Annotated in this window: 17 protein-coding genes and 1 pseudogene; 7 read left to right on the top strand and 11 right to left on the bottom strand. The window is 64.2% G+C overall.

Annotated features, from left to right (window positions below):
* Nucleotides 1–41: 41 nt before the first annotated feature.
* Entirely contained in the window at nt 42–2966 is a 2925-nt protein-coding gene (locus tag ACVJ5M_RS06925; protein WP_245328525.1) for an autotransporter family protein, read from the top strand.
* A 446-nt stretch (nt 2967–3412) separates the two neighbouring features.
* Here ACVJ5M_RS06925 and ACVJ5M_RS06920 read toward each other — a convergent pair whose 3' ends face one another.
* Nucleotides 3413–3658: a hypothetical protein gene (locus ACVJ5M_RS06920; protein WP_135215889.1), complete on the bottom strand. Its 246-nt coding sequence runs from the start codon at nt 3656–3658 to the stop codon at nt 3413–3415.
* Between the two features lie 835 nt (nt 3659–4493).
* On the opposite strand from ACVJ5M_RS06920, the pseudogene ACVJ5M_RS06915 reads away from it, so the two are divergent.
* Nucleotides 4494–4655, top strand: a pseudogene (locus tag ACVJ5M_RS06915) (JAB domain-containing protein); the annotation flags it as partial.
* A gap of 27 nt (nt 4656–4682) precedes the next feature.
* Nucleotides 4683–5471, top strand: coding sequence for a bestrophin-like domain (locus tag ACVJ5M_RS06910; RefSeq protein WP_063980707.1), 789 nt, complete (start codon nt 4683–4685; stop codon nt 5469–5471).
* A 29-nt stretch (nt 5472–5500) separates the two neighbouring features.
* Here ACVJ5M_RS06910 and ACVJ5M_RS06905 read toward each other — a convergent pair whose 3' ends face one another.
* The 3 genes from ACVJ5M_RS06905 to ACVJ5M_RS06895 all read right to left on the bottom strand — a co-directional run bounded on the left by ACVJ5M_RS06905 (nt 5501) and on the right by ACVJ5M_RS06895 (nt 7329).
* Nucleotides 5501–6364, bottom strand: a complete 864-nt coding sequence (locus ACVJ5M_RS06905) for a hypothetical protein (RefSeq protein ID WP_231143808.1) — start codon at nt 6362–6364, stop codon at nt 5501–5503.
* Nucleotides 6365–6469: 105 nt separating this feature from the next.
* Nucleotides 6470–6790, bottom strand: coding sequence for a hypothetical protein (locus ACVJ5M_RS06900; RefSeq protein WP_063980706.1), 321 nt, complete (start codon nt 6788–6790; stop codon nt 6470–6472).
* Between the two features lie 164 nt (nt 6791–6954).
* Nucleotides 6955–7329 carry a hypothetical protein gene (locus ACVJ5M_RS06895; RefSeq protein WP_063980705.1) on the bottom strand — a complete coding sequence of 125 codons (375 nt, stop codon included), beginning with the start codon at nt 7327–7329 and terminating at the stop codon, nt 6955–6957.
* Nucleotides 7330–7596: 267 nt separating this feature from the next.
* Between ACVJ5M_RS06895 and ACVJ5M_RS06890 the strand changes: the two genes are divergently transcribed.
* The gene (locus ACVJ5M_RS06890) at nt 7597–8985 is read left to right on the top strand and encodes a peptidoglycan-binding protein (RefSeq protein ID WP_063980704.1); all 1389 of its coding nucleotides are present in this window, start codon (nt 7597–7599) and stop codon (nt 8983–8985) included.
* Nucleotides 8986–8999: 14 nt separating this feature from the next.
* Here ACVJ5M_RS06890 and ACVJ5M_RS06885 read toward each other — a convergent pair whose 3' ends face one another.
* The 7 genes from ACVJ5M_RS06885 to ACVJ5M_RS06855 all read right to left on the bottom strand — a co-directional run bounded on the left by ACVJ5M_RS06885 (nt 9000) and on the right by ACVJ5M_RS06855 (nt 15265).
* Nucleotides 9000–10280, bottom strand: coding sequence for an RNA polymerase sigma factor (locus ACVJ5M_RS06885; protein WP_063980703.1), 1281 nt, complete (start codon nt 10278–10280; stop codon nt 9000–9002).
* 133 nt (nt 10281–10413) lie between these two features.
* Nucleotides 10414–10821, bottom strand: coding sequence for a YciI family protein (locus ACVJ5M_RS06880; protein ID WP_063980702.1), 408 nt, complete (start codon nt 10819–10821; stop codon nt 10414–10416).
* Between the two features lie 99 nt (nt 10822–10920).
* Nucleotides 10921–11613 carry an AprI/Inh family metalloprotease inhibitor gene (locus ACVJ5M_RS06875; protein ID WP_063980701.1) on the bottom strand — a complete coding sequence of 231 codons (693 nt, stop codon included), beginning with the start codon at nt 11611–11613 and terminating at the stop codon, nt 10921–10923.
* The gene (locus ACVJ5M_RS06870) at nt 11613–12602 is read right to left on the bottom strand and encodes a 2-hydroxyacid dehydrogenase (RefSeq protein ID WP_063980700.1); all 990 of its coding nucleotides are present in this window, start codon (nt 12600–12602) and stop codon (nt 11613–11615) included. Before ACVJ5M_RS06870 ends, ACVJ5M_RS06875 begins: the two co-directional genes overlap by 1 nt.
* The gene (locus tag ACVJ5M_RS06865; protein WP_063980699.1) at nt 12602–13420 is read right to left on the bottom strand and encodes an ABC transporter permease; all 819 of its coding nucleotides are present in this window, start codon (nt 13418–13420) and stop codon (nt 12602–12604) included. Before ACVJ5M_RS06865 ends, ACVJ5M_RS06870 begins: the two co-directional genes overlap by 1 nt.
* Nucleotides 13417–14232, bottom strand: coding sequence for an ABC transporter ATP-binding protein (locus ACVJ5M_RS06860; RefSeq protein WP_063980698.1), 816 nt, complete (start codon nt 14230–14232; stop codon nt 13417–13419). The genes ACVJ5M_RS06865 and ACVJ5M_RS06860 overlap by 4 nt, the downstream gene beginning before the upstream one ends.
* A 10-nt stretch (nt 14233–14242) precedes the next feature.
* On the bottom strand, nt 14243–15265 hold the full coding sequence (locus ACVJ5M_RS06855) for an ABC transporter substrate-binding protein (RefSeq protein ID WP_063986037.1): 1023 nt from the start codon (nt 15263–15265) through the stop codon (nt 14243–14245).
* Between the two features lie 139 nt (nt 15266–15404).
* On the opposite strand from ACVJ5M_RS06855, the gene ACVJ5M_RS06850 reads away from it, so the two are divergent.
* The 3 genes from ACVJ5M_RS06850 (at nt 15405) to ACVJ5M_RS06840 (ending at nt 18978) form a co-directional block, all read left to right on the top strand.
* Entirely contained in the window at nt 15405–16211 is an 807-nt protein-coding gene (locus tag ACVJ5M_RS06850) for a creatininase family protein (protein WP_063980697.1), read from the top strand.
* Nucleotides 16212–16350: 139 nt separating this feature from the next.
* Nucleotides 16351–16614, top strand: coding sequence for a hypothetical protein (locus ACVJ5M_RS06845; protein WP_063980696.1), 264 nt, complete (start codon nt 16351–16353; stop codon nt 16612–16614).
* A gap of 396 nt (nt 16615–17010) precedes the next feature.
* The gene (locus ACVJ5M_RS06840) at nt 17011–18978 is read left to right on the top strand and encodes a carbohydrate porin (protein WP_063980695.1); all 1968 of its coding nucleotides are present in this window, start codon (nt 17011–17013) and stop codon (nt 18976–18978) included.
* Nucleotides 18979–19004 lie beyond the last annotated feature (26 nt).

The following is a 19004-nucleotide window of genomic DNA, read 5'->3' as shown; positions in this document are numbered from 1 at the left end:
CTCGTTGCCTTTCGCGATCGCGTGTGATCGGGCGCAACAAAATGGAACTGCGCAAGCCTTTGCGATTACGTGCCGGTCAGGCGCCGCGTCGGCACCCTCTGCGAGCACGGGTGCTTTCCGTTGTTCTGCCTTGCGTGATTATCATCGCCGCACCGCAAGCGGCCCGCGCTCAATGTACAACTGATCCTGTCAACGGCGGCATCCTTCAGAACGGCGGAACCTGCGTAGCCAATAATCCGGTGAGCACCGGTTTCAACATCGCGGTCAGCGCGTTGAACGGCGCAAACGTGACGACCAATGGCACGGTGACGGCCAATGGTGGTGGAACAGGAATCCAGGCCACCACCAACGCCACGGTCACCGCAAACGCAAATGTAACCGCCGCCAGCACTGGCCTGATTGCGAACACCGGCGGCACGATCATCATTAATGCGATCACCCTGGCGAATTCTGGCGGCGGCGGCGCGGCCATGATCGCCACCACCGGCACGATCATCGCGAATAGCACGACCGTGAATTGGAACGGCGGCGCCGCGGTCGGGGTGGGCGGGGTAGTGCAGGCCACGGCGGGAGGTCTGATTCAATTCACACCTGGCTCGTCGATCAATCTCAGCGGTGGCTTCGGCAAGTTGATGACCGCCGACGGTGCGACAAGCCAAATCATCGCCAATGGTCTTTCCGTGAACATGGGTGCTTCGGGCGGCATGACCGCCGCTACGGCGCAGAACGGGGGGAGTATCCAGCTTGCGAGCGGCAGCAGCATCACGTTCGCCGGAGGCGGCGGGAATACCGGCTTATCGGCAACAGGGACCAACAGTTCGATCACGGCGACCGATCTGAGCTTGTCGGTAGGTAATGGCGGTGGTGATGTCGGTGTGAACGCCGCGTCCGGGGGCCAGGTGACGTTGACGCGCGGCTCCGTTACCGTTCCGGGCATTGGCGGCGGGGAGATAGGACTTCGGGCGACGGGGGCGAACAGCCTGGTTACCGCAAACGATGTGGTCGTCAGCGTGACGGGAGGCGGTGGAAACGCTGGAGTGAATGCGACGACTGGCGGCACCGTTACGACGAGTGGTGGCTCGGTGTCCGTCGTCAACGGCGCGGGCGGGCTGCTGCAGAACGGCGGCAACGCAACCATGACCGGAACCGACGCGACCGCGTCAGGAAATGGCGGCTTCGGCTTTCTGTTCAACGGTAGCGGAAACACGTTGCAGTACAGCAACGCCACCATCGTGGCCAGCGCCGCCTCCTTCTCGGTGCAGGGCGCCGCGGCCAACATCAGTCTTAGTAATGCCGTCGCAGTAACAAATAACAACACCCTGCTCGAAACGGTGTCTGGAGCCAGCACGACGTTCAACGCACAGGCATCGACCTTGCGAGGGGTGATCACGACGGCGGCCGGCGGCATCAGCACAGTCACCCTTGCGCAGAATACCGTCTGGACGATGACGGGCAATTCGAACGCAACCAACCTGACCAACAACGGCAGTGAGATCATCTTCACCCCGCCGACCGCGGACCCCACACAACTGTCGAGCTACAAGACGCTGATTGCGAATAACTATGGGGGCGCAGGCGGCTTGATCACGCTCAATACTTTTCTCGGCAACGACACTTCGCCATCCGACAGGCTGGTCATTAACGGCGGCGCAGCGACGGGCTCGACAACGCTAAGAGTATTGAACACGACCGGTCCCGGCGATCAGACCGTTGCGAACGGCATCCTTTTGGTGCAGACCGTCAACAACGCCACCACGGCGCCCGGCGCTTTCTCGCTCGCCGGCGAGGTGCGCGGCGGCGCCTATGATTACTTCCTGTTTCGCGGCGGCATTAACGGCAATGCGCCCCAGGATTGGTTCCTGCGCTCGACTTTCGATTCGGGGCCGACACCCCCGGACCCGCCGATTATCCCGCCGCCGATCCTGCCGCCCGATCCGCCTCCGGACGGGCTGCCGCCCGGCTCCTACCCAATCATCGGGCCTGGACTTGCAACCTACGGGTCCGTTCAACCTATGGCCCGGCAAATCGGCCTCGCCACGCTTGGTACGCTCAACCAGCGAGTCGGCGACACGATGACATTGTTGAATGCGGGTACCGACCCTGATGGCTGGGGCCGGTCGGACTGGGCGCGCGTTTTCGGTCAGCAGATCAACGGCCACTACCAGGCCTTCGCCGACCCGCGCACCGATGGCTGGCTGGCGGGCTTCCAAGGCGGAATCGATCTCTGGCGCGGCAGCACCATCCCCGGTCACCGCGACTCTGCTGGACTTTACTTCGCCTATACCCAGGCGCGGGCCGACGTGACCGGGCTGGTCACAAACCCGGCCGCCACTGGCTACATGCTCACCCACACCGGGACCAACGACATCCAGGCTTACTCGGCCGGCGGCTACTGGACGCACTACGGTCCGACCGGCTGGTACCTCGACGCGATCCTGCAGGGGACGCTCTATCGCGGCAACGCGACGACGCAATTCACGCAATTGCCGCTCACGGGCGCCGGCTTCGTTGCCTCGCTGGAGACGGGCTATCCAATCCCGCTGCCGCTTGGCCCAGGCTTCGTGCTCGAGCCGCAGGCCCAGATCATCTGGCAACGGGTCTCGTTCGACGAAGCCAATGACGGTCTGGGCCCGGTCGGGCTGGGCACGACGTCGGGTCCGATCGGACGGCTCGGCCTGCGCGGGCAGTGGAATACCACGAGCAGCAACGGGATGCTCTGGCAGCCTTATGCAGGCGTCAATTACTGGCGCAGCTGGGGCGCGGGAGCGGACACCACTTTTGGCATCGATCAAGTGCTGCTGCTGCAGAAGATGCAGACGGTCGAAACCTTCGTCGGCTTCACCGGCAAGCTCGACAAGAGCTATAGCGTCTATGCTCAATTCGGTTATCAATTCGACGTCGGCAGCACGGTCAACGCGGGCCCGCAAGGCGCCAAAGGCACCGCGGGCATACGCTACAGCTGGTGAATAGGGTTCCATCAAGCTGCTTGCGATCTCTACGCGCAGCGAGGCCCGCATTCCGCGGCCTGCCGTATACACTATGTGCATGTCCGGATGCGGCCCTGTTTGAGACATGCCGACCGACCTTGAGAATGTCCGCGAACCGAGGAAGACCGGAAGTGGCCAGCGCACAAGGCAGGCCGCTTCCATGCGGCCGTCTTCGCTTGGTCACGAATGACCCGGATTGGCAGCCTACAACGCGCCGATCGCCTCGGCTAAAGCATGATCCGGAAAAGTGCGCAGCGGTTTTCCCTCGCGACAAACGCGGAGCGCGTTTGAGCGGAGATCATGCTCAAACAACAACCTAAAGCGCGATGACGATTCATCCCAATCTCATCGCGCTTTAGGCAAGATGACTGGCCAGCCGAAAAGTCTCTCGGCGAGCTCGGCAGGGCGGGCCGATGATCACTTCCTTACGGCAGCGACCCTCTAAGGTCCGCGACACCAAAATCTACCGTGGCCCCGCCACCGTTCTCAGAAGTCGTCTGGGTGCGGGCCTCGCTGTGCGCTGACACAGCGATGACCCGGTCGCCTTTCTTCTCCGCCAGTCCGACATTTCGAGCGAGGATCGCGCCAAGCAAAAGCATCGTGACCATCAGCCCGCTCACGGACGCAGTCACATAAACATTGGACCAATTGCGCATCACTACACCACCCATGCGCATCGCCCCGGCCCGATGCAACATGCGTCGTTGAGTCGTTAGGCGATTTGGTGGCGCGGCAGTGGCGTTCTGGAGTTCACCTCACTTGTTACGCGGTGGCGGCACTCGTTGCAGGTTCGTGGCGAGCGGATTGCTTTGAGCAGCCTTTCCTGTGGACCGCCGCACTTCCATCACAGGAGGCAGCATGGACTCAGGCATACTCCGAAATTGCGCGGCTTGCTCTCCCGGCCGCGCGGATCTCGCCTGGAGCCCCGGCTGGTACGGTCGGGGCTCTCTTTGGAGCGGCTCTCCGAGACCGTTCAGCTTGGCCTCGGGCGGCGGTCTTCGTGCTGCCAGTCGCCTAAGCACTAACCCGATCACTAGCTCCGTCAGAACTGCTGACGTTGCTATCCGCTTCCGGGATTTCAGCGCTGTTCGTCCGGATCAGAATAGCTGTTTCTGCATCTCGACGAGGCGCGCGCGGCTATATTGCCACCGGATAAAGCCGCAGCCGCGCCGTGCTAATTGTTGCGCGCAGCTCAAATGACGACCATTCCGGGCTGCATCGTGCGCGTCGGACTGAAGCATCACTTGCGCTGATCTGTTTACGGCGACTTCCGCTTCTGGCCCGTCTCGGACCTCACGACGCCGAAGCAGAATGTCCGCCACTGAGGTCAGAGCTGAAGTCCGCTGATGGTCCCTGGTGAGTGAAATGGCTTATAAAGGCGCTTCCACGTGTTAACGTGATCATCACGAACGATCACTGCTTACAGTCCCCTGTCTACGTCCCCTGCTACTACCCCACCTAAAAAATCTATTGTGTGTTCAACGCATTACGTGAAGCGATAGATTCATCCACAACCACCCCTCGGGCGATCCCTCGCCCTCGCAGGCGGACATCCAGATGACGAAAGCCATCATCGACATCGCAAAGCCGCTCGGCATCGCCGTGCACGACCACATCATCGTCGGCAAGAGCAGGCATGCCAGGCTGCGCGGGATGCGGTTGATCTAGAGCCTCAAATCAGATGACAAGGACACGATGAGCGACTGGCTGCACAATCTGCCGGTGCCTGCAATGGCGCTGGTGATCTTTGGATTCACGTACCTGCTCGCCGCGGCCATCTTCGCAGGCATCGCGAGGGCCGCGACGGAGGAGCGCGCGAAGTCGCTGAAGGCGATCTCGCCGGGCATGCTGCCGGTGCTCGGAATCATCTTCGGCCTGTTCGTCGCCTTCATCGCCGCGCAGGTCTGGGGCGACAGCGACCGCGCCAGCGCCGCGGTGAGCCGCGAGGCCAGTGCGCTACGCAGCGCCGTGCTGCTGGCCGCCGGCCTGCCGGCGGAGCAGGAGACGAAGCTCCGCGGCCTGGTGCGCGACTATGTCGGCCAGGCCGTCGCGGTGGAATGGCCGATGATGGCGCATCAGGAAGTGTCGCTGAAGGTCACGCCGCCGGCCCTCGCCGAAGCCCTGCAGTTCGTCGTCGCGATGACGCCGCAAGGCCCGGGGCAGGCGAATGTGCAGCGCGAGCTCATCGCCGCGCTGGAGCAGGCGCTGGACGCGCGGCGGCAGCGGATCATCGTCAGCCTCGCCGCGGTGAACCCGGTCAAATGGTGGTGCCTGTATCTCCAGGCGGCCTGCGCGCTGCTGGTGATCGGCCTCGTTCATTGCGACAACCGGCTGGGATCGGCGATCGCGATGGGCCTGTTCGCCACCGGCGTCGCCACCTCCGTCCTGCTCATCGCCGCGCATGACCGGCCGTTCGCCGGCCAGATCTCGATCCAACCGGAGCCGCTGCTCCAGATCATGCCGGCAGACCCCGGCAAGAGTTGAGCAGAGCGGCCGCCCCGCGTGAGAGCATCTCACCGGACGAGCTGCCACCCCTTCGGCGTCCAGCGCAGCAGCGTGCCGGACAGCGGCTTCGGCGCGCGCGCCATCATGTTCCTGGCCAGCGTCCGCAGCGCGTCGATCGCGGCACTGCTGTCTTCGCTTGCATAGAGCACGAGATCGGCCGACGGCGCCGCGACGATCAGGACACCGCCCTGGGCCTGCGCGAGCGGCGCCCAGCTGTCGATCAGCGCGAGCCGGCTGGTCTGATAATAGTCTCCCGTCAACGTGCCGAACTGTCCTGATGGGACCGCTTTTGCGACGGTCGTGAACGGCTTCACGCTGCTGCGCAGATTGGCGATGGCGATGTCGAAGACCTGGTCCTGCGTCAAGCCGAGCGCGGCACGATCCTTGTCGTTGAACACCCTGACCGCCCGCGGCGAATCCAGCACCGGGACGATCACCAGCCCCTCCGCCAGCGGCCGCGTCAGCGCCGGGCCGCGCGCGTCGACCTCCCGAAGCGCCTGCCGCATGTAGTCAGCCGAGCGCACGACCACGCGAAGGGCTGCTCGGGTCGGCGGATCATTCCGGCTGCTCGCCGTTGCCTTGACGCCGCTGACATAGGCGCCGATCTCCCTGGCGCAGCCGCCGGTGTTGGCCTTGCAGAAGGCGTAGATGCGGTCGAGGTTGGTTTGCAGAGGGCCGACCGACAGCGTCAGCGGTCCCTTGATCACGACCGGGGTGTCACGAATCTCGGCGCGGATGCGCTCGGCCACGAAAGCCGTAAACGCGGGTTCGTCGGTTGGAATCTGTTGCGCCCGGGCAGCCCCGGCTCCGACGAGATCGCCGGCCACGATCGCGGCGATCAGCCACCGGCATATGCGAGATCGGATGCTCATGCGAACCACCAGCTCGGGAGAGCGGCTCGCCGGCCGATACTCACCCCTCCGCGTCCAATCTACTGCCGGGCGCCGTCAATCCTGTGGGCGCCGGCGGTTGATCGATCAATAGCAATAGCGTTGGCTGACCCGGACGTAATAGCCGTCGGGACGCTGCACATAACAGCCGCGCTGATAGGCGTAGTAACCGGAGCGGCGGCGCTCGCCCTCGGAAGCGATCGCAGCGCCCGTGCCGGCACCGACGACGGCGCCGATTGCGGCGCCGCGGCCTCCGCCGAGCGCACCACCGAGGATCGCCCCGCCGACACCGCCGATGATCGCACCGCCGATGGCATCCTGGGCTGCAGCCTCATGCGCCGGCATCGCCATCGCGACCGTCAGACATGCCGCGATTCCAAAACTTCCAATGCGAAGACCTCGAAGCATGCTCGCCCTCCCTGTGATGAGCCAGTCATAGCGCCGGAAGCGGATTCGGACCAGACAAATAGCCGGCAGCGCGGCTCGCGACGCCTACGCGATGGCGCCGGAGGCGCAGCGCGAAGACGGCTCAAACCATGCCGCGAGCGACGCACAGGCCGGCCAATCGGACGTCAGGGATAGATCCAGCGCTGCACGGCCTCGGCGGTGTCGGCCGGCGTGGAGTTGAAGCAGATCGCGGCGTCAGGCGCCAGTTGATGGACGAGGTTGAGCACCTTCTCGAACAGCAGCGGGCGCTCTTTCGGCTCGCGCAGCCCCGCGCCGATCACGATGCAGTCGAAGCGCTCGTCGCGCAGTGCGGCCGTGACGCCGGCTTCGGCGGTCGCGTCGAGATCGATCAGGCAGCTCGTGACCTCGTAGCCGAGATCACGCAGGCGCAGCAATTGCGCTTCGATATAATGGCGCATGAGCTCCGGCGTGAGCTGCGGAAATGCGCTGTAATCCGCATTGCCGGGTTCGATGCCGATCGCGAGGACGCGCTTGGCCATGCAGGGCTCCCTACCGCATCGTCTAAAATGCTAACGGACGAACGACCATGCCGGTTCCCCCACTGGCGGGTCGCGCTGCCGGCGAAGGCGCGGGTCCGGCCCTGCGGCGCATTTTCGCGCCCAGGCTGTAAGCCATTTCACATGCGCCGCGCCGGCAACCTGCCACATTTGCCGGAGATCACGTTGGAGTCACACCCGATCACGGCACCTGGTCCATATCTGACTTGCACGAAATTTCGATAATTCATCAATTTTCGGGAGCGGAAGATGGTCTCATTCGAGAGTCTGAAAAGCGAGTACGAGCGGAATTGGGCCGATCTTGAGATCCGGCCTTCCCGCCTCGGCGACGCGAATGGCGTCGCGCGCAAGGCGATCAACGGCAAGGCGACCTATCAGCAGATCGAGCGGTTGACCGGAGTCCCCTGGTATTTTGCCGCGCTCTGCCACTACCGCGAATCCAACTTCGATTTCGACACCTATCTCGGCAACGGCGAAACGCTTCATCGCGTGACGACCATCGTTCCGAAGGGGCGCGGCCCCTTTACCACGTTCGTGGACGGCGCCGTGGACGCGTTCAGAATCGAGAATTTCATCGGCGCCCACGACTGGGGCATCGCGCGGATGCTGTTCCGGCTCGAGGCGTTCAACGGCTTCGGCTATCACTCGAAGGGCTGCAATTCGCCCTACCTCTATGGCGGTTCGACACTGTACGGCCCGCCCGAGGCGAGGGCCGGCAAATTCGTCCGCGACCACGTGTTCGACTCGAACCACGTCGATTCCCAGCTCGGCACGGCGGTGATCCTGCATGCGATGATGTCGCTCGATTCCTCGATCACCCTCGACGGCAGCCCGCAATTCGCCGGCCGCACCGAGCCCGAGGACGATGCGGCGTCGACGATTGTTCTTATGCAGCAGGCGCTCAACAAGCTCGGCGCCAATCCGCCGCTCGCCGAGGACGGCATCAGCGGACCGAAGACCGGGGCCGCGGTCTCGCAGTTTCAGCAGCAGAACGGCCTGAGGGATACCGGGCTTCTCGACGGGGCCACGGTCGCGGCGCTCACGCGTGCAACGCAGGCGGGAGGTTCCGTGCAGAGCGGCGATCTGTCCAAGATCCTGAAGCGGCTGGAGGACCTCGCACACTTGCTGCGACCGTCAGCCGGCGGCGTAACACCGGGAACGACGACACCGGGCAACACGCTGCCCGCCACCAACGATCCGATCAACCTGTTCGAACGGCTCTTCTCCCTCATCAACAAGACGGCGCCCGTGCCAGGACCGGTCAGCCCGACCAATCCAGCCCCCGTCGATCAGTTGAAGCAGGTCGTCGACCTGCTCAGCACGCTGCTCAACAAGGACGGCAAGCCGGTGCTCGGCCAGGTCAACGGCGCGCTCGGCGAGACCATCGGCAAGCTGCTCGACGGCAAGAAGACGGCACTCGGCATCGGCGGCTCGGTGCTCACTGCGCTGCTCTCTTCGGTGACCGCGAGCCCGAATGCAGGCGGTATTGCCGGACTGCTCGGAACGATCGTATCGGCGGTGCCGGGCCTCGGCCAGTTCGCGATGCCGATCTCGCTGGCGCTCACGGCCTGGGGCGTGCTCGGCAAGTTCGAGAAGTGGGCGCAAGGCACCGCGCCGCCGCCGAAGCCGACGACGTAAAGCCGTTTGCGTCTTCAGCCGTCGGCATCGGCAATGGCTGCCGCTCGCCGCTCCATCAACACGCGCTCGCGCGCATTGTTCGTGAGACGCGCTGCGGTCTCGAACGATCGTCGCGCCTCGGCGAAGCGACCGAGCTTCTCCAGGAGGTCGCCGCGGACAGAATGGAGATGGTGGTAAGTCCCGAGCGCCGGTTCGTCCGCGATCATGTCCACGAGATCGAGACCGGCCTGCGGCCCTTCGGCCATGCCAAGCGCGACCGCCCGGTTGAGCTCGATCACCGGCGAGCGCACCAGCGCCGCGAGCTGGCCATAGAGCTCCGCGATGCGGCGCCAGTCGGTGGCAACGGCCGTCTCCGCCGTCGCGTGGCACGCGACGATCGCGGCCTGCAGCGTGTAGAACCGTCCGGCACCGCCGAGCTCGCGCGCGCGATCGAGCGCGCGAAGGCCGCTGCCAATCTGGCGCCGGTCCCAGAGCCTGCGGTCCTGGTCCATGAGCAGGATGGGCTCGCCATCGATGCCCGTGCGCGCCTGCTTCCGCGCAGCATTCAGCTCCATCAGTGCCATGAGACCGTGGACCTCGGGCTCGAGAGGCGCGAGCCCGACCAGCACCCGCCCCATGCGCAGGGCCTCGTCGCAGAGCTGCGGCCGCAGCCACTCCTCGCCGCCTGAGGCCGAATAGCCCTCGTTAAAGATGAGATAAACGACCTCGAGCACCGAGGCGAGACGCTCCGAAAGCGCCTCGCCGCTCGGGATCTCGTAGCTCAGGCCCGACCGCGACAGCGTGCGCTTGGCGCGGACGATGCGCTGGGCGATGGTTGCCTCCGTGACCAGGAAGGCGCGCGCGATCTCGTCGGTGGTCAGGCCGCAGATCATACGCAAGGCCAGCGCCGCGCGGGCCTGCCGCGGCAGCAGCGGGTGACAGGCCGTAAAGATCAGCCGCAACCATTCGTCACCGATATCGTCGTCGAGGGCGGCGTCGAAATCCGGCATCGCGTCCTGCTCCTGCATCAGCTCGTACGTCAGCAGGTCCTGCTTGCGGGTGAGCATCTTTGCCCGGCGCAGATGATCGAGCCCACGGCGCTTGGCCGTCGCAACCAGCCAGGCGCCGGGATTGTCCGGCACCCCGCTGTGCGGCCAGGCTTCCAGCGCTGCGACCAGTGCGTCCTGGGTCAATTCCTCCGCCAGCGGCACGTCCCGCAGCATACGCGACAGCGTGGCGATCAGCCGTGGCTGCGCGACGCGCCAGGTTGCGTGAATCGCGGCGCGGATCTCGCGATCGATGTCGGCGGTCGTCATCGCCGCCGACCAGAGCCCTTTCCGTTCCGATGGAATCGGAACGGGGCTCTAGATTCTTGTTTTGACGCGTTTTCTTTGCGCGAACCGGTATCCACTTCGCTCGAAAACGCTCCAGGACGAGCGGTGGTGTCCATCAGGCGTGGGCAGCCACCCTGGACTGCGCGTCGACCTGGCAGGCGATCTCCACGCCCGGCGTGGCGAATGCCCGTAATTCGCAGGTACCCTCCCAGCCCGGCATGTGATCGAGGTGCAGCTGCATGAATTCCTTCGCCATGGCCACGGCTTCCGCCTTGTCGCGCAGCTCGAAAATGGCATAGCCGCCGATCACTTCCTTGGCCTCGACGAAGGGGCCGTCGATGACGCTGAGCTCGCCGTCCACGATTCGCACCCGTGCGCCGGTCGCAAGCGGCATCAGGCCGCCATTGTCGATCATTCGACCGGCCTTGATCTCCCGCTCGGATATGTTCTGCATGGCCTCCATCAGCGCCGGGCTCGGGGCAGCCATCGGCTGGCTGGAGGTGACGATGTACATGAAACGCATGAAAAACTCCCTTGGCGAGCAGCAACCGCTCCGGCTGCAAACCGGCTCGCTATGGATGTGACGATTGAGCCTTGGCTAAATCGACATCGACCGGAAGATTTATTGCCGCAGCATGATCAGGGGATCGGCGGTATCGGGGACGCGCCGCCATTGCGCGTTGTCATCGGCCTCGAACTGCCAGGCCTCGCCTGATTTCGACATCAGGACGATCTGGCCGCGCTCGAGCCGCCATTGCGCCAGATTGAACTGAGCAATCGCCGGATCGCATTTCGGCTTGACGAAGACCTGGAAATTGTCCGGGCCGGCTTCCGTGTTGGTCAGCGTCAGCCCGCACACCGGCTGGCCGTTGCCGCGCACCATCGACCAATCGCCGATCATCTGGTCCATCGACTTGGCCATCGAGCGGGCTGCGGCGAGGTCCTGGAGGATGTAGACGCCCTCGCCCTGCCGCAGGCCTTCGAAGATGCCGGCCTCGACCTCGGTGAAGTCGATCACGGCTTCACCGGTCGCGTCCTGCAAACGAACGATGTCGAGGCCCCTGACGCTCCAGGCGACGATGTCCTTCGTAAAGGGCAGCGTGGTCTTGCAGGCCGGCTCCAGCTCCAGCTTGAACCCCTGCGCCGCGGCATCGCCCTTCATCGTGACGACGCAGGTCTTGCTGCGCTCGGTGGTCGAGAGCTCCCACTGCCCGGGCATCGTCTTCTTCAGGGTCGTCGCATCCTGCGCATGCGCGATGCCGATCGCGGCCACAAAGGCCGCGACGGCGAATGCAACGAACCGAAGACCTCTCATCAGCGCCCCTTGAACGGCGTTTCCGCAACCGGCGTCAACGGCGCCTTGCCGGCGAACCAGGACTTGAGGTTGTCGACCACGAGCTGATCCATCGCGTTGCGCGTCACCACCGACGCCGAGCCGATATGCGGCAGCAGCACGACGTTCTGCATGGTCTTGAGCTCGTCCGGCACGCTCGGCTCGGCCGCGAACACGTCGAGACCGGCGGCGAGGATGGTGCCTGATTTCAGCGCCTGGACCAGCGCCGCCTCGTCGACCACCGAGCCGCGGGCCACGTTGACCAGCACGCCGCGCGGACCGAGCGCCTTCAGCACCTCGGCATTGATCATCTTGTTGGTCGAGGCGCCGCCGGGCACGATCACCATCAGCGTGTCCACCGCCTTCGCCATCTCGATCAGATCGGGATAGTGCTTGTAGGAGACGTCCTTCGACGGATTGCGGGAGTGGTAGACCACCGGCACCAGCGAGGCATCGAGCCGGCGCGCGATGGCCTGGCCGATCCGGCCCATGCCGACGATGCCGACCTTGCGGTCGCGCAGCGAGCCGACGCTGAGCGGATAGTTCTGCGTCTGCCAGAGGCCGGAGCGGACGTAGCGGTCGGCCTTGATGAACTCACGCACGGTGGAGATCAGAAGGCCCATCGCGACGTCGGCGACCTCCTCGGTCAGCACGTCGGGCGTGTTGGTGACGATGATGTTGTGCTCGGCCGCGTATTTGGCGTCGATATGGTCGTAGCCGACGCCGAAGCTCGCCACCATCTCGATCTTGGGCAATTGCGACAGCGAGTCCCTGTCGGCACGCACCGTGTGATAGGTCACCGCCACGCCGCGGATCTTTTCGCGGATCGCCGGTGTCAGCCGCTCGAGATCGCCCCGGGTCTCCGCCTTGTGCACGACGAAATGATCGGAAAAACCGTTGTCGAGAATTGGCCGCACCGGCCCATAGATCAGAAGGTCGATCTTTTCGGACGAAATCGAACCGGTAGTCATCAGTTTTCCTTTCCAAGCGCGCTCTCGTGCCAGCGCCGTAAAACGAGGTGGGAAACTAGCGCCAGCACCCCATAGATGACAATCCCGGCCAGCGACAACAGCAGCAGCGCTGCGAACATGCGGGGTATGTTCAATCGATAGCCGGATTCGGCGATCCTGTAGGCGAGCCCGGAGCCCGCGCCGGCGGTGCCGGCCGCGATTTCGGCCACAACCGCGCCGATCAGCGACAGGCCGCCGGCAATGCGCAGGCCGCCGAGGATATAGGGCAGCGCCGCCGGCAGCTTCAGGAAGCGCAGGGTTTGCGGCGGCGAGGCGCCATAGAGCTGGAACAGGCCGGCAAGGTTGCGATCGACCGAATTCAGCCCGAGCGTGGTGTTGGACAGCACCGGGAAAAAGGCAACGATGAAGGCGCAGACCACGACCGCGGTTTGCTGCTCCAGATAGATCAGAAGCAGCGGTGCAATCGCGATGACAGGAGTCACCTGGAGCACGATTGCATAGGGGAATAGCGAATATTCCACCCATTTCGACTGGTTGAACAGCAGTGCCAGCGCGATGCCGCCGATGCTGGCGGCGACAAAACCTTCGAGCGTGGTCAGCAGCGTGGTCGCGAGCGATTGTGACAGCACCGCCCAGTCCTTGATCAGCGTCAGGAAGATGACGGAGGGCGCTGGCAGAACGTAAGGCGGGATGTCCTTGATGCGGACGACCAGTTCCCAGGCCGCGAGTCCGGCTGCGAACACGATGACGGGAAGCACCAAGCGCATCGCGCGTTGCGCGCCGGATGGCTTTGCGGTGACGGTAGCTTGCGCGTTCATAGCATCGATTGCCCCGAATAGGACGGCGCCAGCGCGGCCGACACTTTCCGGCAATAATTGGAATAGGCGGCCGAGGTCCGAAACTCCTCACCGCGCGGCTCGACCGTCTCGATGCGGATATCGGCCTGGATGCGGCCGGGCCGCGCGGTCATGACCACGACCCGCTGCGACAGGTAGACGGATTCGAACACCGAATGGGTGACGAAGATGACGGTCTTGCCCAGGGCTCGCCACAGCGCGAGCAGGTCGTTGTTGAGGCGAAAGCGCGTGATCTCGTCGAGCGCGGCGAACGGCTCATCCATCAGGAGGATATCAGGGTCGGTGACGAGCGCACGCGCCAGCGACACCCGCATCTTCATGCCGCCGGAGAGCTCGCGTGGGAAAGCATCGGCGAAATCGGCAAGACCCACGCTGGCCAATGCCTCATCGGCCCGCGCGCGCGCCTCCGCCTTCGGAACGCCTGCGAGCCTCAAGGGCAGCCGCACATTCTCGCGCACGCTGGTCCAGGGCATCAGCGTCGGCTCCTGGAACACGAAGCCGATGCCATGACCCGGCAGCACATCGCCCTCGTGGCGCGCCACCCGCACGATGCCGGACGATGGCGCGCTGAGCTCTGCGATCAGGCGCAGCGCAGTGGACTTGCCGCAACCGGACGGGCCCAGCAGCGAGATGAACTCGCCCTTGCGAACGGCAAGGTCGAGCGGACCGAGCGCCATGACGCCATTGTCATACGCCTTCGTCACGCCGCGCAGGCTGACGGCGAGAGCCGTCAGTCCGGCCTCGACCCCGGACGAGCTTTTGACGGATGACATGGACCTTGCGCTACGGCTTGCTCGGGCGCAGCTCGACGCCGACGCCCTTGTTGACGAAGCGCAGCGTATAGGACTTGCGGAAGTCGAGATCCGCCTTCACGACGCCGGCCTTCACCATCTTGTTGAAGAAGGAGGTGTAGCGATCGTCGCTCATCGCGCCGATACCGTTCTTCAAGGACTCGCCGGAATCGACGATGCCGTATTCCTTCATCTTGGCGACGGAATAGGCGAGCAGCTCGTCAGTCATCTCCGGGTTGAGCTTCCTGATCATGGCATTGCCCGCGGAATTGTCGCGGTAGATGTAATTGTACCAGCCGACCATGGAGGCATCGACGAAGCGCTGCACCAGGTCCGGCTTTTTCTCGACCATGTCGCGGCGCGTCTCGATCAGGGTCGAATAGGTGTTGAAGCCGTAATCGGCAAGCAGCAGCACATTCGGCTTGAAGCCGGCGGCCTTCTCGACCGCGAAGGGCTCGGAGGTGACGTAGCCCTGCATCGCGCTCTTGGGGTTGGCGATGAAGGGCTGCGGATTGAAATTGTAGGGACGAACGTTCTTCTCGTTGAAGCCGTATTCGGACTTCAGCCACTGGAAGTAGCTGGTCATGCCCTCCTTGGAGACGAACAAGGTCAGCGGCTTGAGATCCTCGATCTTGGCGACCTTGGCGTCCGGCTGCGTCAGCATCACCTGCGGATCCTTCTGGAAGACCGCTGCGATGGTGACGACGGGGACGTTATTCGCCACCGCGTCGAACGACATCAGCGTGTTCGCGGCCATGAAGAAATCGATCTTGCCGGCGATCAGCAGCATCCGGTTGTTCTCGTTCGGACCGCCGGGAACGATGGTGACGTCGAGGCCGTATTTCTTGTAGGTGCCGTCGGCGACCGCCTGGAAGAAACCGCCATGCTCGGCCTCGGCGACCCAGTTGGTGCCGAAGGTGACCTTGTCCAGCGTCTCTGCACGCACCGGCGCGAGAGAGACGCAAGCGGCCATCAAGCCCGCCGTTAACGCTCGCCGCAGATGAGAGGGGGTCATGATGGCACTCCGTCGATCGTGGCTGGCCGATGTGAAGGCAACGCGATAGAACCGCATGAAGTTCGGGGACGCGAGCCGGCCAGGCCCGCGTCCCCTGATAACCCCAAAATACGCGACAAATTCGGGCAAAGAAACCACGATGACGCCGTCCCGCGACTGGATCGACATCAACTGGGCCGATGGGAGCCTTGCAGACGTGTCGCGCCGGATCGCGGTGCTGCCGCTGGCGGCGACCGAGCAGCACGGCCCGCATCTGCCGCTCGAGACCGACGTGCTGATCGCGGACGCGTATCTCGCGCGCGTGCGCGAGCTGTTGCCCGCAAATGTTCCGGCGACGTTCCTGCCCGTTGAACCGGTCGGGATTTCCACCGAGCATATCGACTTTCCGGGCACGCAGACGCTGCCGACCGAGGTGGCGCTGAAGCGATGGACCGCAATCGGCGAGGACGTCGCGCGGCGCGGCTTGAAGAAGCTCGTCATCATCACCAGCCATGGCGGCAACAGCGCGGCAATGATGCTGGTCGCGCAGGATCTTCGCGCGCATCGCAAGCTCTTTGTGGTGACGACGTCGTGGTCGCGGCTGTCGGGCGCGGAGAAACTGTTCCCGGCGGATGAAGTGCGCCACGGCATCCATGGCGGCGCGGTCGAGACCTCGATCATGCTGGCGCGCTATCCCGATCAGGTGCGCAAGGATGCGATCGCGGATTTTCCCGCGAGCAGCATCGCCATGGAAAAGCAGTATCGCTGGCTGTCGACGCAGCGGCCCGCACCGTTCGCCTGGCAGGCGCAGGATCTCCACACGAGCGGCGCGATCGGCAATGCGACGCTGGCTGTCCCCGAGAAGGGTGTGCAGCTCGTCGATCAGGGTGCGCGCGCCTTTTGCGAGCTGCTGGCCGAGGTCGATAACTTCGACGTGAAGAGGCTCGCCAAAGGGCCTCTCGGCTAGCTCGCATCCGACTGGAATCATTCGGGAAACAGCCGATCTGCACGCTCACTTTTGCTGGATTCGAACCGGACGCGGCAAGCCTCCGTCCAACTGGGCACGCGGGCCACAACGGACCGCCTCAACCCGGATGGAGTTTCACATGTCGATCAAGACCAGGATTGCCGCCGTCGCACTCGCTGCCCTCGCCGTCACCGGCAGCATCGTGTCCACCACCTCTTCGGCCGAAGCCAAGCAGCCCGGCTGGGTCTGGGGTGTGGGTGCCGGCATCGCCACCGCCGCCGTCGTCGGCTCCGCGATCGCCGCCAGCAACGACCCCTATTACTACGGCTATCACCGCTGCGGCTGGGTCGCCCAGTACAACGCCTTCGGCCAGTACGTCGGCCGCGTTCGTACTTGCTACTGATTTGAGTACCTGAGGCCGATCTCACGTGGATCCCGCGTTCGACACGGGCGCCTCATCCACCCCGTGTCGTGCCCCCGACCCGCCCGGCTGTCCCCCCGGGCGGGTCATTCATTTTGGACCTGAGAATTTGTTGCAGCTCCGTCACACAAGAGTGCGAACCATCCCCTGCGGCAATCCGTGCCAGTTGCTATTGCGAATTAATCGCAATAAGGTTTGTAACAAGCACAGGGGCTTGGGAAGAAATCGCGTCGAATCGGGATCGTCTGGTCCGATCGCGTGAACAACCAAGACTTCGTGACAGGGTCGCCGCGAATCTGCAGGGATATCGCGGCGAATAGGACACATTCGCGTTTGGGGGCGTGCGTTTTGAAGTTGAGAGGTCACCGGCACCGGTATTTGCGAACGGCCGCGGCGATTGCCTCGGGCGTGCTGGCTTTTCCCGCCGCCGTACACGCGGCCGATCTGCCGCTGAAGGCGCCGGCGCTGAAAGCGGTCTATGACTGGACCGGCCTCTATATCGGCGCGCATGCCGGCTACAGCCGTGGCTCGTCCAGCTTCGCGCTGAACGACGGCACCGCGATCAACGGCAGCGGCGTCTTCAGCGGCATGATCGGCGGCGTGCAGGCCGGCTACAACTACCGGCTCAACTCCGGCTGGCTCGTCGGCGTCGAAGGCGATTTTTCGTTTCCCAATTACATCACCTCCAACTCGATCGTTTCCTTCCTCGCGACACCTGCCAACACGGTCATCCAGCAGTGGGACTACACCGCCAGCCTGCGCGGCCGCGTCGGCTACACCAGCGGTCCATGGCTCGTCTATGCCACCGGCGGCTTTGCGTGGATGGGCGAGCGCTATTTCGACACGCCGGCCGCGGGCGACGTCCCGAAAATCCTGAACACGCGGCCCGGCTGGATCGCGGGTGCCGGCATCGAATACGGCTTCGCGCCGCATTGGAGCGCACGGCTCGAATATCTCTATAGCCGCTTCGACGGCGCCAACGTCGCCTTCTCCACGGGGGCCCAATACACCTCCTCGTCGCTCGACTTCCAGTCGATCAGGCTCGGGCTCAACCGCAAGGTCGATTGGCCGGGCATGCCGAGCTACAATCCGAAGAGCTCCCTGATCGACACGGAATCGGATCGCTGGGAGATTCACGGTCAGAGCACTTATCTGCCGCAAGGCTATCCGTCGTTCCCCGCTCTCTACAGCGGAACAAACTCGCTCTCGCCTTCAACCCAGGCCAAGGCGACCTGGAGCAACAGCCTGTTCCTGAACGCGCGGCTGTGGGACGGCGGCGAGGTCTATTACAATCCCGAACTGCTCCAGGGATTTGGACTGAACGACACGGTGGGCGCGGCAGGCTTTCCCAACGGCGAAGCGCAGAAATCGAACTTCCCCTATCCGCATTACAACACCTCGCGGCTGTTCGTGCGCCAGACGTTCGGCTTTGGCGGCGAGCAGGAAGAGCTCGCGAGCGGCCAGTTGCAGCTTGGGCAAAAGGTCGACGTGTCCAGGCTCACGGTGCAGGCCGGCAAGTTCGCGGTGATCGACGTGTTCGACGGCAATGCCTTTGCCAAGGACACCCGCAAGGATTTCATGAACTGGTCGCTGTGGGCGCCGGGCGCCTTCGACTATTCCGCCGACAAGGTCGGTCTCACCTATGGCGTCACCGCCGAGCTCAACCAGAAGCAATGGGCGCTGCGCGGCGGCTATTTCCTGATGGTCGCGGAGTCCAATTCGAATCATTTCGACACCAGGGTCGGGGAACGCGGTCAGTACGCGATCGAGCTGGAGACGCGGTTCTCGCTGCTCGGCCAACCTGGCAAGCTCAGGACCATGGGCTGGGTCGACAGCGCCAACATGGGCAGCTTCCGCGAGACGCTGGACAATCCTGCGCTCAATCTCGACATCGCGCAGACCCGCCGCGGCCGCCTCAAGGTCGGCTACGTCGTCAACCTCGAGCAGGCGATCACAGAAGATATCGGGCTGTTCGGCCGCTGGAGCTGGAACGACGGCAAGACCGAAACACTCGCCTTCACCGACATCAACAGCAGCCTGGCCGGCGGACTGTCGATCAAGGGCACGAAATGGGGCCGGCCTGACGACGTCGTCGGCATCGGCGGCGCGGTCAATGCCATCTCGCAGGATTATCGCGACTTCCTGGCCGCCGGCGGCCTCGGTGTTCTCATCGGCGACGGCGCTCTCAACTACCGCAAGGAGCGCATCCTTGAGGCCTACTATGCCTATTCGGTGAACAAGAACGTCACGCTGACCGCGGACTATCAATTGATCACAAACCCGGCCTATAACGCCGACCGCGGGCCGGTCTCGATCTTCTCGGGCCGCCTGCACGCAGAGTTCTAGCCCAAAATTCCAGCCCAAGGGCGGGC

It is taken from the genome of Bradyrhizobium sp. S3.7.6 (assembly GCF_054061875.1).
The sequence above is the reverse complement of the archived record's forward strand: the minus strand, read 5'-3'. Positions and strand labels throughout refer to the sequence as shown.